This is a genomic window from Curtobacterium flaccumfaciens UCD-AKU (assembly GCF_000349565.1).
GTDB lineage: Bacteria > Actinomycetota > Actinomycetes > Actinomycetales > Microbacteriaceae > Curtobacterium > Curtobacterium poinsettiae.
Window position 1 is genome coordinate 23,507 of sequence record NZ_APJN01000082.1, and the last position, 13,350, is coordinate 36,856.

Genomic DNA, 13,350 nt, shown 5'->3' on the forward strand with positions numbered 1-13,350 from the left:
CCCAGTTCGGGGGCCAGCTAGTGCCGCGGCAGCGTGTCCTCGAGGTCACCGTCGTCCGGTGCGGCGTCGACCTGCAGCACCACCACGGTGACGTTGTCACGGCCCCCGGCCACGACGGCGTCGCCGACCAGGCGCTCCGCCAGGTCCTGCGCGCCCGGCTCGCGTGCGGCGATCCGGGCGATGCCGGCGTCGCCGAGCTCCTTGGTCAGCCCGTCCGAGCAGACGATGTAGCGGTCACCGGCCCGCAGGGGCAGGGTCCACCAGTCCGGCGCCGGCGGCTCACCGAAGCCGACGGCTCGCGTGATGACGTTGCTGTCGGGGTGCTGTTCGGCGTCCTCGGCCCGCAACAGGCCGGCGTCCACCATCTCCTGCACCACCGAGTGGTCGACGGTGACGCGACGGAGCACGCCGTCCTCGATGCGGTAGGTACGCGAGTCGCCGACGTTGAACACGAGCGCCGCGGGCTGCCCGAGCGACGCCACGAGTGCGATCCCGGTGACCGTGGTACCTGCGCCGATGGCGTTGCCGCCGGCTGCACGCTCGATGTCGGCCGTCGCCAGGAGCAGGGCACGCTGGATGCCCTGCCGCGTGGTGAACGGTTCCGCGGTGACCTGTTCGAGCCGACGCACGACCGCGTCGCTGGCGCGGTCGCCTGCCAGGTGCCCGCCCATGCCGTCGGCGACGACGAAGAACGGCGCACCGACGATGTAGCTGTCCTCGTTGTGGTCACGCCGTCGACCGACGTCGGTCGCGGCTCCCCACGAGAGCGTCAGGGTGGCGCCGTCGGCACCGGGGACGTCGATGGCGTGCGCAGTGGCTGCTCGGCCGAGTTCGGTCACGTGTCAGGATCGCTCTCTGGTGGGTCGGGGCGTGCCGTGTGCTGTCTGATCGGAGGGCAACGGGAGAACCGGAGGCGCCCCATCTGCCGTCGGTGCGACCCGGAGGTACGGCGAGAGGACCTCGATGGCGTTGCCGTCACCGATCTCGACTACCGTACCCGTCAGCGCGACGATCGACGCACCCGACGCCATGCGGTAGGCGGGTGCACCGGCCGGGCGGACGACCGTCCCGTTGGTGGACCGGAGGTCCTGCACGACGACGGCCTCGCCCTCGGCGTGCATCCGCACGTGCGATGAGGACACCTGTCCGTACACCGACCGCACGGTCACGAGTTCGGGCTGCGGACCGCGGGTGACCCGCGGCAGCGACGGCCGTCGGCCGATGACCACCGGGTGGTCGAGCCGGAAGGTGCGGTCGCCGATGCGGATGGACGGCACGCGTGCCGTCGGCGCTGCGGGGACCGACGGCACGGTCGGGAGGCCCGGGGCAGCGCCCACGGACGGGCCCGGCCCGGCGCCCGGTCGCGCTGGCAGCCGGACGACGGTGTCCTCCGGATCGGCGTCGTCAGCCGGCGCCGGCACCCGGACGGCGCCGTCGTGTCCGGGCCGGATGACGGTGTCGCCGAGGACCCCGTCGTCGGACTCGGACGCCGGGTCCGCTCCGGTGCCGGAACCGCCCGGTGCTGCGCCACGGATGACCGTGTCGCCGATGGCGTCGGCCGTCCGGTCACCGCCCGGCGATCGTCGGGGTCGCCGGATGACGGTGTCCTCGATGTCGTCGTCGCGCAACCGGAGCCCTCCCAGTGTGGTCTCCCCCACCGTAGACGATCCTGTCGACCCCAGGTCATCGCCGCTCCCACGACGGCCCACTGCCGGCGATGACCGAGCGCAGGACCAGCCCCGCGAGCGGGTCGTCCGCGCGGGTCTCGAGGGCGTAGCGTGCCCGGGTCTCCGCCCGTGCCCACGATCCGAGCGCCCAGGCGCACCACGCCCCGAGCGACAGGGCACCCGCAGCGCCCGACGAGCCGTCGAACGGGCCGTCCTGTGCCCGCCACAGCCGCCAGGCATCAGCACACCGATCCCCTGCGAGCCGGACCCTGGCACGGTCGGGCGCTGGGCCGAACCCGTGGAGCGCCGGCGGCGTCGGATCGGCGAAGGGGTCGAACACGCGGATCGACCGGGGATCCGGTGCGCCCTGTGCCGCGATGAAGGGGACCAGGGCCATCCGGGGCGCGAGCGCGCCGCACGCTGTCACCACGGCCGTCGCAGCGGCCGTCGACAGGTCGGCACGACCGGGCGCGACCAGCGCGGCCGCCGCGGCGGGGAGGGTGACCGCAGCGGCGATCTCGCGAGGGTAACGGACTGCGGAACCGGGGTCGGACTGTGCCGTGAGAGGGATCATGCACGTCATCGAAACGTGCTGCGGGCCTCCAGGCAGGGGCGCCCCGGCCATCTGTGGACCGGAGCGCCGCTGACGACGCGTGTGGAGGACGGACCGGGCGGGTCCGGCTCAGGCCGTGACGGGCTCCAGGCTCTCGGCGACCAGATCCCAGCCGCCCTCGTTCGGTTCGACGACGACACCGTGCGCAGCAGCCCACTCGACCAGGTCGCCCATGCTGCCGATGCTCGCACCGGTGCGGGCGAGCAGCGCCACCAGGCGACCCTTCGCCGTCTTGTTCCAGTGGTTCAGGGCTCGACGACGGCCGGAGCCGTCGACGCTCACCACCCGTGGTGCCACCGCTCCGGGCACGGGGCCGAGCTGCCGGTACCCCTCGGACCGCAGGTCGAGCACCAGGCCGTCCGCACGGGTCAGCAGGGAACGGGTCGACACCGCCGGCCAGTGCGCGGCCAACCGGATCGAACCGAGCCGCGAGTCGTGCGACAGCCGGTACGCCGGGATCGGGTCCCCCGCACCGATCGGCCCGAACATCGCGGACTGCACGATCACGTGCTCCGCCCACCACTCCCGGGTCGCAGCGTCCGCGTCCTGGGCACCCAACGGGTCGAACAGGACCCCCGTGTACCGCTCGATCGCAGGCATGGTGCCCGAGGTCTCGAGCTCGAGGTTCCGGAGACGCTCGGCGATCGACTTCGGACCGAGCTTGAGTGCCGTCCTGGCCGAGGACTCCTCGGAACTGACGAAGCGGGCCGCGGTGATCACCGCGGCCCGCTCATCGGCCAGTTCCGGGAACGAGAGCGCACGCAGATCGAGCGTGCGACTCGTGTCCCCGCCCTCCCGCTTCGTCTCCGAAGGCGGGAGCAGGACGGTCAGTCCGGTCAGGACGCCAGCGCGGCCTGCCGCGCGACGATCGTCACCGTGTCGTGCTCGACCGACAGGAAGCCGTCCTCGGCGTCGACCGCGACGGTCGACCCATCGGCCCGCGTGATGCGGACCTGACCCTGCGCCAGGATCGCGAGCATCGGCTCGTGTCCGGCGAGGATGCCGATCTGGCCCTCTGTCGTCCGTGCGACGACCATGGTGGTGTCGCCCGACCAGACCTCACGGTCAGCCGAGACGACGCTCACGTTGAGACCCGCCATGTCAGCGGTTCTCCTTCTGGATCTGCGCCCACTTCTCTTCCACGTCGTTGATGCCACCGACGTTGAAGAACGCCTGGGTCGCAACGTGGTCGAACTCGCCGTCGGCGATGGCACGGAAGGACTCGATGGTGTCCTTGAGGGGCACCGTGGAGCCCTCGACACCCGTGAACTTCTTCGCCATGTAGGTGTTCTGCGAGAGGAACTGCTGGATACGACGAGCGCGCTCGACGGTGATCTTGTCCTCTTCGGAGAGCTCGTCGACACCGAGGATGGCGATGATCTCCTGCAGTTCCTTGTTCTTCTGGAGGATCTGCTTGACGCGCGTGGCCGTCTCGTAGTGGTCGGCACCCAGGTAACGCGGGTCCATGATGCGCGACGTCGACGCCAGCGGGTCGATCGCGGGGTACAGACCCTGCGACGCGATCTCACGGGAGAGCTCGGTCGTCGCGTCGAGGTGCGCGAACGTGGTGGCCGGAGCCGGGTCGGTGTAGTCGTCAGCCGGCACGTAGATCGCCTGCAGCGAGGTGATCGAGTGACCACGCGTCGAGGTGATGCGCTCCTGGAGCACACCCATCTCGTCGGCGAGGTTGGGCTGGTAGCCCACGGCGGACGGCATGCGACCGAGCAGCGTCGAGACCTCGGAGCCGGCCTGCGTGAAGCGGAAGATGTTGTCGATGAAGAGGAGCACGTCCTGCTTCTGGACATCGCGGAAGTACTCCGCCATCGTCAGCGCCGACAGGGCCACGCGGAGACGCGTTCCCGGCGGCTCGTCCATCTGGCCGAACACGAGGGCCGTCTTGTCGAAGACACCCGCCTCTTCCATCTCACCGATGAGGTCGTTGCCCTCACGGGTGCGCTCACCGACACCGGCGAACACCGACACACCGCCGTGGTCCTGCGCGACGCGCTGGATCATCTCCTGGATGAGGACGGTCTTGCCGACGCCCGCACCACCGAAGAGGCCGATCTTGCCACCCTGCACGTACGGGGTGAGGAGGTCGATGGACTTGATGCCGGTCTCGAACATCGAGGTCTTCGACTCGAGCTGGTCGAAGGCCGGGGCCTTGCGGTGGATCGGCCAGCGCTCGGTGATCTCGAGCTTCTCGTCCGTGTTGAGCACGTTGCCGAGGACGTCGAAGACCTTGCCCTTGGTGACGTCGCCGACGGGGACCGAGATCGGAGCGCCCGAGTCACGGACCTCCTGGCCACGGACCAGGCCGTCGGTCGGCTTCAGGGAGATGGCACGAACGAGGTCGTCGCCGAGGTGCTGCGCGACCTCGAGGCCGATCTCCTGCGACGAGTCACCGATGGTGATGGTCGTGAACAGGAGGTTGTACATCTCCGGGATTGCGTCGTGGGGGAACTCGATGTCGACGACGGGGCCCGTGACGCGGGCGATCCGGCCGACACCGGGCGCCGACGACGTCTCGACCGCGGTGGTTGCGGTGTCGGTCATGGCTGGTGCCTTCCTGAGGGTGGGTATCTGTCCGCGAACGACGCGGACTACTTCTTCTTCGACGAGAGGGCGTCGGCGCCGCCGACGATCTCGGAGATCTGCTGGGTGATCTCCGCCTGACGCGCGTTGTTCGCGAGTCGGGTGAAGTCACGGATCAGCGAGTCGGCGTTGTCGCTGGCCGCCTTCATCGCCTTCTGCCGTGCGGCGTGCTCGGAAGCAGCCGACTGCAGCATGGCGTTGAAGATGCGGCTCTCGATGTAGACCGGGAGCAGCGAGTCGAGCACCGCGTCGGCGTCCGGCTCGAACTCGTAGAGCGGCAGGGGCTCGTTGCCCTCGGGCTCATCGATGCCCTCGACGACCTCGAGGGGCAGCAGGCGAACGACCTGGGGCTCTTGGGTCGCCAGGCTGATGAACCGGTTGAACACGATGTGGATCTCGTCCACGCCGCCCGCAGCGGTGTCCTGGAGGAACTTCGCCACGACGGCGTCGCCGATCTCCTTGGCCGTCGAGAACTCCGGCTGGTCGGTGTTGCCGACCCACTGCTGCTCGGACGGACGCTCACGGAACGCGAAGTACCCGACGGACTTGCGACCGACCAGGTAGTAGACGACGTCCTTGCCCTCGCTGCGGAGCAGGGAGGCGAGCTCCTCGCCCTGCTTGAGGACGTTCGTGCTGAACGCACCGTTCAGGCCGCGGTCCGAGGTGAAGAGCACGACGGCTGCACGGGTCGACGACTCCGGCTCGGTGGTCAGCACGTGGTCGACGTTCGAGAACGTCGCCACGGCCGACACCGCACGCGTGACGGCCCGCGAGTACGGACCGGACGCAGCCATACGGGCCTGCGCCTTCTGGATCCGCGACGCCGAGATCAGCTCCATCGCGCGGGTGACCTTCTTCGTGGTCTTCGCCGACTTGATCCGCTGGCGGTAGACCCGGACCTGCGCTGCCATCTAGCGACGACCCTTGACGATCTGCTCCTGGTCGACGTCCTCGGCCTCGGCCGCGTCGAACTGCTCGGAGCCGAGGGTCTTGCCGTCGCTCGTCTGGAAGCTCTTCGTGAACTCGTCGATCTGCTTGTCCATCTCGGCGACGGTGTCGTCGCTGAGCTGGTTCGTCTCGCGCAGGGTCGTGAGCACGTCGGAGTTGCGACGCAGGTGGTCGAGCAGCTCGGACTCGAAGCGGAGCACGTCCGGCACCGGGACGGTGTCGAGCTTGCCGTTCGTGCCGGCCCAGATCGAGACGACCTGCTCCTCGACCGGGTACGGCGAGTACTGCGGCTGCTTGAGGAGCTCGGTCAGACGTGCACCGCGCTCCAGCTGACGACGCGACGCCTGGTCGAGGTCGGACGCGAACATCGCGAACGCCTCGAGCGAGCGGTACTGCGCCAGCTCGAGCTTCAGCGTGCCGGAGACCTTCTTGATCGACTTCACCTGGGCGTCACCACCGACGCGGGACACGGAGATGCCCACGTCGACGGCCGGACGCTGGTTCGCGTTGAAGAGGTCCGACTGCAGGAAGATCTGGCCGTCGGTGATGGAGATGACGTTGGTCGGGATGTACGCCGAGACGTCGTTCGCCTTGGTCTCGATGATCGGGAGACCCGTCATCGAGCCCGCGCCGAGCTCGTCGGACAGCTTCGCGCAACGCTCCAGCAGACGGGAGTGCAGGTAGAAGACGTCACCCGGGTAGGCCTCGCGGCCCGGCGGACGACGCAGCAGGAGCGACACCGCACGGTAGGCCTCGGCCTGCTTCGACAGGTCATCGAAGATGATGAGGACGTGCTTGCCCTGGTACATCCAGTGCTGGCCGATGGCCGAACCGGTGTACGGGGCGAGGTACTTGAAGCCGGCCGGGTCGGAGGCCGGGGCGGCGACGATGGTGGTGTACTCCATCGCACCGGCGTCCTCGAGCGCACCCTTGACGGAGGCGATCGTGGAGCCCTTCTGGCCGATGGCGACGTAGATGCAGCGGACCTGCTTGTCCTCGTCGCCGGACTCCCAGTTGGCCTTCTGGTTGATGATCGTGTCGATCGCGATGGCCGTCTTGCCGGTCTGGCGGTCGCCGATGATCAGCTGACGCTGACCACGGCCGACGGGGATCATCGCGTCGATGGCCTTGATGCCGGTCTGCAGCGGCTGGTGGACCGACTTGCGGGCCATGACGCCGGGGGCCTGCAGCTCGAGGGCACGACGGCCTTCGGCTGCGATCTCGCCGAGACCGTCGATCGGGGCGCCGAGCGGGTCGACGACGCGACCGAGGAAGGCGTCGCCGACGGGGGCGGAGAGGACCTCACCCGTGCGGGTGACCTCCATGCCCTCTTCGATGCCGCCGAACTCGCCGAGCACGATGGCGCCGATCGAGTCCTCATCGAGGTTCTGCGCCAGGCCGAGCGTGCCGTCCGCGAAGCGGATGAGCTCGTTCGCCATGACGCCGGGGAGACCCTCGACGTGGGCGATGCCGTCACCGGCGTCGGTGACGTGCCCGACCTCGGCCGTGGAGGCCTTCGTCGGCTCGTAGTTCGAGACGAAGTCCTTCAGGGCATCACGGATCTCATCGGGGCTGATGGTGATGTCTGCCATGGGATTTTCCTTGTGGTTTTCCGGGGCCCTTCGGCTCCGAGAGGGTGACGCTGCCGAACTCGGCAGTTCCCGTTGTGGACTTGGGGAGGAGCGGCTTCGACCGTACGCCTAGCCGGCGAGCTGGAGCCGGAGCTCCGAGAGTCGCGTGGACACGGTGCCGTCGATGACGTCGCCGCCGATCTGCACCCGGACCCCGCCGACGACCGTGGGGTCGACGACCTGGTTGATGCTGATGTCCTTGCCGTACCGCTCGGACAGACCGCGCGTGACGCGGGCCGACTGGGCGGGGGTCAGGTGCGTCGCCGTGACGACCGTCGCGACGAGCTTGCCGGCCTGCTCGGCCACGATGCGCGATGCGTCGCGGACGATCTCACCGATGCGACGACCACGGGGCTGCTGCACCAGGGACGACACGATGATGACCGTCTGCTCCGACGCCTTGGCACCGAGGAGCCGCTCGACGAGCGCGCCCTTCTGCTCGGGGCTGCCGAGCTTGGTGCCGAGCGCCAGCTCGAGTCCGGCGTCCGAACGGACGGCGGTCTCGAAGGCGAACAACTCCGACTCGATCGACGAGTCCGGACCCGCGGTGGCGGCGACGGCGCGGATGCCCGCGTCCTCGATGCCGGCGAGCAGGTCCTGCTGGGAGGACCAGCGCGAGCCGGCCACCGCGGTCAGGACCGCACGCGTCGCGTCCGACTGTCCGGCGAAGACACGGTCGATGAGGACCTTCTTGCCGGCCGCGTCGGCCGTGGGGTCGGACAGCAGCCCGAGCAGCTGCGGCGCACCGGCGATCGCACGCCCGGAGGCGAGGATCTCGGCACCCGCGACCAGGCCGGCGCTCGGACCGAGGTCCGAGAGCACCGCCCTGGTGGACGCGAGTGCTTCTCTGGTAGCGCTGCGCATGCTCAGTGCTCCCCCGTCTTCGTGGCCTGCGAGGCCTCGAGGTCGGCGAGGAAGCGGTCGACCACTGCGGTGGACTTGGCGTCGTCCTTGAGGGACTCACCGATCACGCCGGACGCGAGGTCCAGCGCGAGGGTGCCAACTTCGGACCGGAGTGCCTGGACGGCGCTCTGGCGCTCGGCCTCGATCTGCGCCTGGGCGTTGGCCGTGATGCGTGCTGCATCGGCGGTCGCCTGCTCGCGGACCTCGTTGCCGATCGCCGTGGCGTCGGCGCGGGCCTGCTCACGGATGCGCGATGCCTCGGCACGTGCATCAGCGAGCTGCTTGTTGTACTCCTCGAGCGCAGCAGCGGCCTGCTCCTGAGCGGCCTCGGCCTTCTTGATGCCGCCCTCGATGGCCTCGGTGCGCTCATCGAGCATCTTCGTGATGCGCGGCGTGACGACACGCCACATCACCAGGAAGATGATGACGAAGGCAAGCGCCGACCAGACGACGTCGTACAACGGCGGGATCAGCGGGTTGTGCGTCTCCTCCGCCGCGATGATGAGTGCGTTGTGCATCGAGGAGCCTTAGTTGGTGCCGGTGAAGATGAAGTACGTGGCGATACCGATGAAGGCCAGGGCCTCGGTGAAGGCGATACCGATGTACATGAGGGTCGTCAGGCGGCCCTGGAGCTCGGGCTGGCGAGCGACGGACTCGATCGTCTTACCGACGACGATGCCGACGCCGATGGCCGGGCCGATCGCTGCGAGGCCGTAGCCAACCGTCGCGATGTTGCCGTTGATCTCCGCGAGAACGGTCGTTGCGTCCACGTGTTTTCCTTTCGAGGTGCGGGTCCGACGGTCGTCGGTCCCGTAGGGGGTCAGTGAGGAATCAGTGCTCGTCAGCCAGCGCCAGCTGGATGTAGACGGCGGTGAGGAGCATGAAGACGTAGGCCTGCAGCAGCGCGACGAGGACCTCGAAGAAGCTGAACGCGATGCCGAACGCGATGGTCCCGACGCCGAAGGCCTTGAAGCCGAGCGAAGCGTCGAAGAAGAAGAACTGCGTGGCCGAGAAGAACAGCACGAGGAGCAGGTGCCCCACGACCATGTTCATCAGGAGTCGCAGCGTCAGGGTGACGGGACGGAGCACGAAGGTCGAGACCAGCTCGATCGGCGTCACGATGATGTAGAGGAACCACGGCACACCGGGCGGGAAGAGCGAGTTCCGGAGGAACGTGCCCGGGTGCTTGCGGAGACCGGCGTAGATGAACGCGACGTACGCGACGATCGCCAGGATCATCGGCATCGCGATGCGACTGGTCCCGCCGAGGTTCATGAACGGCACCAGACCGGTCAGGTTCATGAACAGCACGCCGAAGAAGATCGTCGCCAGGAGCGGCAGGAAGCGCTTGCCGTCCTTCTCGCCGAGGTTGTCGAAGGTGTTGCGGCGGACGACGTCGAACGCGTACTCGATGAACGCCTGACCGCGGTTCGGCACGAGCTTCAGTGCACGGGTACCCACGAACGCGAACACCAGGAGCACGGCGACGGCGAAGAATCGGATGAGGACGAGCCGATCGATCTCGAACGGCGTCCCTGCCCACAGAAGAGCATCGGGGAAGAACTCGTTGATCGACGGACCATGGAACTCGGCGGCCTTGCTGCTCCCCGCCGCGACGGTGTCAACCGCAGCGGAGAGGGACAGGGGAAGAGCGTGGGATAGCAGCGCTGTCTCCTGTGTCGGCGCGCGCACATCATGGCACGCGATGGTGGACGTTGTGGAGGCTCGCCCGCCCCGAGCGAAAGGCTCCGGTAGCGGACTTCGAGAAGCCTATCAGGTGCGAGAGGCTTCCCGGCTTCTCAGACGCGGGGGGTCGGGTTCCCAGCGTCCGCGGAGTCGTCGAGACCGTCGCCCGGCAGCCGGACGTCGATCGGGGTGCGGGCCTTCGCGACCGCGACGACGTCGATCACCAGGGAGCCGACGACCCCCGCGATGATCACGATCGCCAGCACCGGGAAGTCGACCCAGTCGCGGTCCCTGAGCAGGACCAGCAGCACGATGAAGACGATGAACTTCAGCAGCCAGGTGCCCATCACGATCCCGAAGAACGCACCCGAGATCATCTGGCCCTTCGACACCCGCAGCGCGACGAGGACACTGACCGCGGTGAGGCCGAGGAACACGACGCTCAGCACCGCGCCGAGCAGTCCCCCGACCAGCCCGGGGCCGTCCGCGACGAGGAACCCGATGAGTCCGCCGACGACCGCCAGGGCGACGGCGAGGACCGCTCCCCAGGTGATGATGCGGCGGAACACTGGCCGGACGTGGTCGAGCGCGTTCGGTGCGGTCACGTGATGTCTCCAGGGATCGTGCGGTCGTTGGCGGCCCGGTCGAGCGGGTCGAGGCTCGCGTCCACCACGGCGGCGGAGCGGTTGGCGGTCTGCGCGGCGATCTCGGCGCGCTTCCGTCCGAGCGGCGCGAACGTCGCGACGGCGCAGACGGTGAAGCCGACGGACACGAAGACGACGACCCAGTACCAGTCCACGAAGAGGAACAGCAGGCACCCGAAGGCGACGGTCGCGGTCCAGGCGTAGAAGATCAGCACCGCGTGGAAGTGCGAGTGCCCCATGTCGAGCAGGCGGTGGTGCAGGTGCTTCCGGTCGGCCGAGAACGGCGACTTCCCCGCGCTGAGCCGTCGGGTGACCGCGAGCCCGAAGTCCAGGATCGGGACGATCAGGATCGCGAACGGCAGCAGGATCGGGATGAACGCCGGCAGCAGCGCCTGGCGTGTCTGGACCGCCGCCGGGTCGATGTTGCCCGTGACCGAGACCGCACTCGTGGCCATCAGGAACCCGACGAGCAGCGCGCCGGCATCCCCCATGAAGAGCTTCGCGGGGTGCCAGTTCAGGATGAGGAAGCCGAAGCAGGCCCCGACGAGGACCGCGGTGAGCAGCGACGGCAGGTTGAAGAAGAACTCGGTCTGCACGACCACGCGGTTGATGAAGAACGTGTAGAGGAAGAACACGCCGCCGGCGATGATCGCGACACCGGCCACCAGCCCGTCGAGCCCGTCGATGAAGTTCACCGCGTTCATCACGAGCACCACGGCCAGCACGGTGAAGATCAGGCTCATGTACGACGACCCGACGCCCAGCGTGTTGCCGATCGGCAGCGACACGATCGCGACGCCCTGCCAGGCGAGGATGCCCGCCGCGATGATCTGCCCGGCGAGCTTCGTCATCCAGTCGAGGTCCCAGATGTCGTCCGCGACGCCGAGGACCACGATGATCGTCGCTCCCCCGAGCACCGCGAGCACACGGCCCGGCTCGGAGAACACCAACCGGAAGTAGTCGGTCCCCGCGATCGACGGGAACAGGAACCAGGCCGCCAGCAGCGAGACGATGACGCCGATGTACATCGCGATGCCGCCGAGCCGCGGCGTCGGGGTGCGGTGCACGTCCCGCTCGCGGACCTGCGGGTACCACTTGTACTTCAGCCCGAGCTTCCAGACGATCAGGCTCATCACGAAGCTCACGACCGCGGCGATGGCCCCCGCGAGCAGGTAGTACTTCATGTGACGAGGTCGGCTCCGACGACCCGGATGATCTCCTCGTCGGGGATCACCCCGTGCCGGACGATGCGGAGCTTCCCGCCGTCCGACAGCCCGGTGGCGTCGACGATGGTCGACCCCGTGCTGGCCTCGAAGCCGTCGTGCACCTCGATCGGCCCGCCGTCCAGGTAGATCGCGACGCTGTCACCGAGCATGCGTTCGGCGGCGTCGACGTCCATCGCGGCCGGGTCGCCCGTGGAGTTCGCGGACGAGACCGCCAGGGGCCCGACCTCCTGCAACAGCTCGAGGGCGATCCGTGAGTCCGGCATCCGCAGGGCGACCGTGCCCCGCGTCTCGCCGAGGTCCCAGTCGAGCGACGGCTGGGCGTGCAGGATGACGGTCAGCCCGCCGGGCCAGAACTCGGCCACCAGGTCGCGCACCGGCTGCGGGACGTCGCTGGCGAGGGCGTCGAGCGTGGGCGGACCGGGGATGAGCACGGGCGGCGGGGACTGCCGTGTGCGGCCCTTCGCGTCGAGCAGCCGCTGCACGGCGGTCGCGCTGAAGGCGTCCGCGGCGAGGCCGTAGACGGTGTCGGTGGGGACCACGACGAGCTCTCCGCGTCCGAGGGCGGCGCGTGCGAGCCGCATCCCGGTCAGGAGCCCGTCGGAGTCGGTGCAGTCGTATCGGGATGCCATGACTCGACGATGATAGTGCGACACAATGGTGGACATCGTGAACGAGACGCCTGCACCCCCGCTCCTGTTCCTCTTCGACATGGACGACGTCCTGGTCCGGTACGACTGGAAGGTGCGCATGGACGCACTCTCCGAGTTCACCGGACACGCGTTCGAGGAGCTCCGACGCCGCTGGTGGGACTGCGGTCACGAGATGCGCGCCGAGGCCGGTGGGTTCGCGGACGGCGACGAGTACCTCGCTGCGTTCGAGCGCGCGATGGAGTGCGACGTCCCCGAGGCCGACTGGGCCCGGATCCGCGGCGCCGCGATGACCGAGCTGCCGGAACGCATCGAGGCGGTCCGGATCGCGAGCGAGCACGGGCGTGTCGGGCTGCTCACCAACAACGGTCCGCTCGCCGGCCGGTGGATCCACGAGTGGGCACCGTCCCTGCCCGAGGTCTTCGGCGAGCACCTCGACACGACGAGCAACTTCGGCGCCCGGAAGCCCGAACCCGAGGTCTTCCAGCGTGCGATCGCCCACCACGGGGTCCCCGCGGAGCGCACCTTCTTCGCCGACGACATGCCCGAGAACATCGCGGGTGCGCGGAGCGTCGGCATCCACGCGGTGCTGGTCGAGCACGACACCGACCTTCGCGAGCACGTCCGCGCCTTCGTCGCGGCGCAGCGCGAGACCTCCCCCGTCGCCTGACGAGCGCTCACACCCGCCGACACGCCGTCGTCTTGTCAGGACGCCGCCAGACACCGCGGCGTCTCGCGCACATCGCGGCGTCTCACCGACACGACGGCGTCTCACCGCAGCCGACGGCGG

The 13,350-nt window shown here is 69.0% G+C and carries 16 protein-coding genes; 1 reads left to right on the forward strand and 15 read right to left on the reverse strand.

What is annotated here, in order from left to right; all coding sequences use genetic code 11:
* Window positions 1-17: 17 nt before the first annotated feature.
* The 15 genes from H489_RS21610 to H489_RS21675 form a co-directional block, all read right to left on the reverse strand.
* Window positions 18-839, reverse strand: coding sequence for a PP2C family protein-serine/threonine phosphatase (locus H489_RS21610; RefSeq protein ID WP_017885739.1), 822 nt, complete (start codon window positions 837-839; stop codon window positions 18-20).
* 3 nt (window positions 840-842) lie between these two features.
* Window positions 843-1,658, reverse strand: coding sequence for an FHA domain-containing protein (locus H489_RS36570; RefSeq protein ID WP_152427141.1), 816 nt, complete (start codon window positions 1,656-1,658; stop codon window positions 843-845).
* Window positions 1,659-1,683: 25 nt separating this feature from the next.
* Entirely contained in the window at window positions 1,684-2,241 is a 558-nt protein-coding gene (locus tag H489_RS21615) for a hypothetical protein (protein ID WP_017885741.1), read from the reverse strand.
* Window positions 2,242-2,349: 108 nt separating this feature from the next.
* Window positions 2,350-3,120 (reverse strand): YaaA family protein, encoded by a 771-nt coding sequence (locus H489_RS21620; protein ID WP_326997933.1) that lies wholly within the window; start codon window positions 3,118-3,120, stop codon window positions 2,350-2,352.
* Complete coding sequence (locus H489_RS21625) at window positions 3,117-3,380, reverse strand: F0F1 ATP synthase subunit epsilon (RefSeq protein ID WP_017885743.1); 264 nt, start codon at window positions 3,378-3,380, stop codon at window positions 3,117-3,119. Before H489_RS21625 ends, H489_RS21620 begins: the two co-directional genes overlap by 4 nt.
* Before the next feature lies 1 nt (window position 3,381).
* Window positions 3,382-4,836, reverse strand: coding sequence for a F0F1 ATP synthase subunit beta (atpD, locus tag H489_RS21630; protein ID WP_017885744.1), 1,455 nt, complete (start codon window positions 4,834-4,836; stop codon window positions 3,382-3,384).
* Window positions 4,837-4,883: 47 nt separating this feature from the next.
* Entirely contained in the window at window positions 4,884-5,786 is a 903-nt protein-coding gene (locus tag H489_RS21635; RefSeq protein ID WP_017885745.1) for a F0F1 ATP synthase subunit gamma, read from the reverse strand.
* Entirely contained in the window at window positions 5,787-7,415 is a 1,629-nt protein-coding gene (gene atpA / locus H489_RS21640; protein ID WP_017885746.1) for a F0F1 ATP synthase subunit alpha, read from the reverse strand.
* A gap of 108 nt (window positions 7,416-7,523) precedes the next feature.
* Window positions 7,524-8,318, reverse strand: a complete 795-nt coding sequence (locus H489_RS21645) for a F0F1 ATP synthase subunit delta (protein WP_031259114.1) — start codon at window positions 8,316-8,318, stop codon at window positions 7,524-7,526.
* 2 nt (window positions 8,319-8,320) lie between these two features.
* A complete protein-coding gene (locus H489_RS21650) occupies window positions 8,321-8,875 on the reverse strand; it encodes a F0F1 ATP synthase subunit B (RefSeq protein ID WP_017885748.1) in 555 nt (184 codons plus the stop codon).
* Between the two features lie 9 nt (window positions 8,876-8,884).
* Complete coding sequence (atpE, locus tag H489_RS21655) at window positions 8,885-9,127, reverse strand: ATP synthase F0 subunit C (RefSeq protein ID WP_017885749.1); 243 nt, start codon at window positions 9,125-9,127, stop codon at window positions 8,885-8,887.
* Between the two features lie 61 nt (window positions 9,128-9,188).
* Window positions 9,189-10,049, reverse strand: a complete 861-nt coding sequence (gene atpB / locus H489_RS21660; protein ID WP_017885750.1) for a F0F1 ATP synthase subunit A — start codon at window positions 10,047-10,049, stop codon at window positions 9,189-9,191.
* Window positions 10,050-10,156: 107 nt separating this feature from the next.
* Window positions 10,157-10,648 carry a hypothetical protein gene (locus tag H489_RS21665; protein ID WP_017885751.1) on the reverse strand — a complete coding sequence of 164 codons (492 nt, stop codon included), beginning with the start codon at window positions 10,646-10,648 and terminating at the stop codon, window positions 10,157-10,159.
* Window positions 10,645-11,871 (reverse strand): MraY family glycosyltransferase, encoded by a 1,227-nt coding sequence (locus tag H489_RS21670; RefSeq protein WP_017885752.1) that lies wholly within the window; start codon window positions 11,869-11,871, stop codon window positions 10,645-10,647. The genes H489_RS21665 and H489_RS21670 overlap by 4 nt, the downstream gene beginning before the upstream one ends.
* The gene (locus H489_RS21675) at window positions 11,868-12,542 is read right to left on the reverse strand and encodes an L-threonylcarbamoyladenylate synthase (RefSeq protein WP_017885753.1); all 675 of its coding nucleotides are present in this window, start codon (window positions 12,540-12,542) and stop codon (window positions 11,868-11,870) included. Before H489_RS21675 ends, H489_RS21670 begins: the two co-directional genes overlap by 4 nt.
* Before the next feature lie 37 nt (window positions 12,543-12,579).
* On the opposite strand from H489_RS21675, the gene H489_RS21680 reads away from it, so the two are divergent.
* On the forward strand, window positions 12,580-13,230 hold the full coding sequence (locus H489_RS21680; RefSeq protein WP_167578280.1) for an HAD family hydrolase: 651 nt from the start codon (window positions 12,580-12,582) through the stop codon (window positions 13,228-13,230).
* Window positions 13,231-13,350 lie beyond the last annotated feature (120 nt).

What these genes read in the sequence shown, in the direction of transcription:
- H489_RS21615 (WP_017885741.1), bottom strand. Translation starts at nt 2,241, where the DNA reads ATGATCCCTCTCACGGCACAGTCCGACCCCGGTTCCGCAGTCCGTTAC.
- H489_RS21625 (WP_017885743.1), bottom strand. Translation starts at nt 3,380, where the DNA reads ATGGCGGGTCTCAACGTGAGCGTCGTCTCGGCTGACCGTGAGGTCTGG.
- atpD (WP_017885744.1), bottom strand. Translation starts at nt 4,836, where the DNA reads ATGACCGACACCGCAACCACCGCGGTCGAGACGTCGTCGGCGCCCGGT.
- H489_RS21635 (WP_017885745.1), bottom strand. Translation starts at nt 5,786, where the DNA reads ATGGCAGCGCAGGTCCGGGTCTACCGCCAGCGGATCAAGTCGGCGAAG.
- atpA (WP_017885746.1), bottom strand. Translation starts at nt 7,415, where the DNA reads ATGGCAGACATCACCATCAGCCCCGATGAGATCCGTGATGCCCTGAAG.
- H489_RS21645 (WP_031259114.1), bottom strand. Translation starts at nt 8,318, where the DNA reads ATGCGCAGCGCTACCAGAGAAGCACTCGCGTCCACCAGGGCGGTGCTC.
- H489_RS21650 (WP_017885748.1), bottom strand. Translation starts at nt 8,875, where the DNA reads ATGCACAACGCACTCATCATCGCGGCGGAGGAGACGCACAACCCGCTG.
- H489_RS21670 (WP_017885752.1), bottom strand. Translation starts at nt 11,871, where the DNA reads ATGAAGTACTACCTGCTCGCGGGGGCCATCGCCGCGGTCGTGAGCTTC.
- H489_RS21675 (WP_017885753.1), bottom strand. Translation starts at nt 12,542, where the DNA reads ATGGCATCCCGATACGACTGCACCGACTCCGACGGGCTCCTGACCGGG.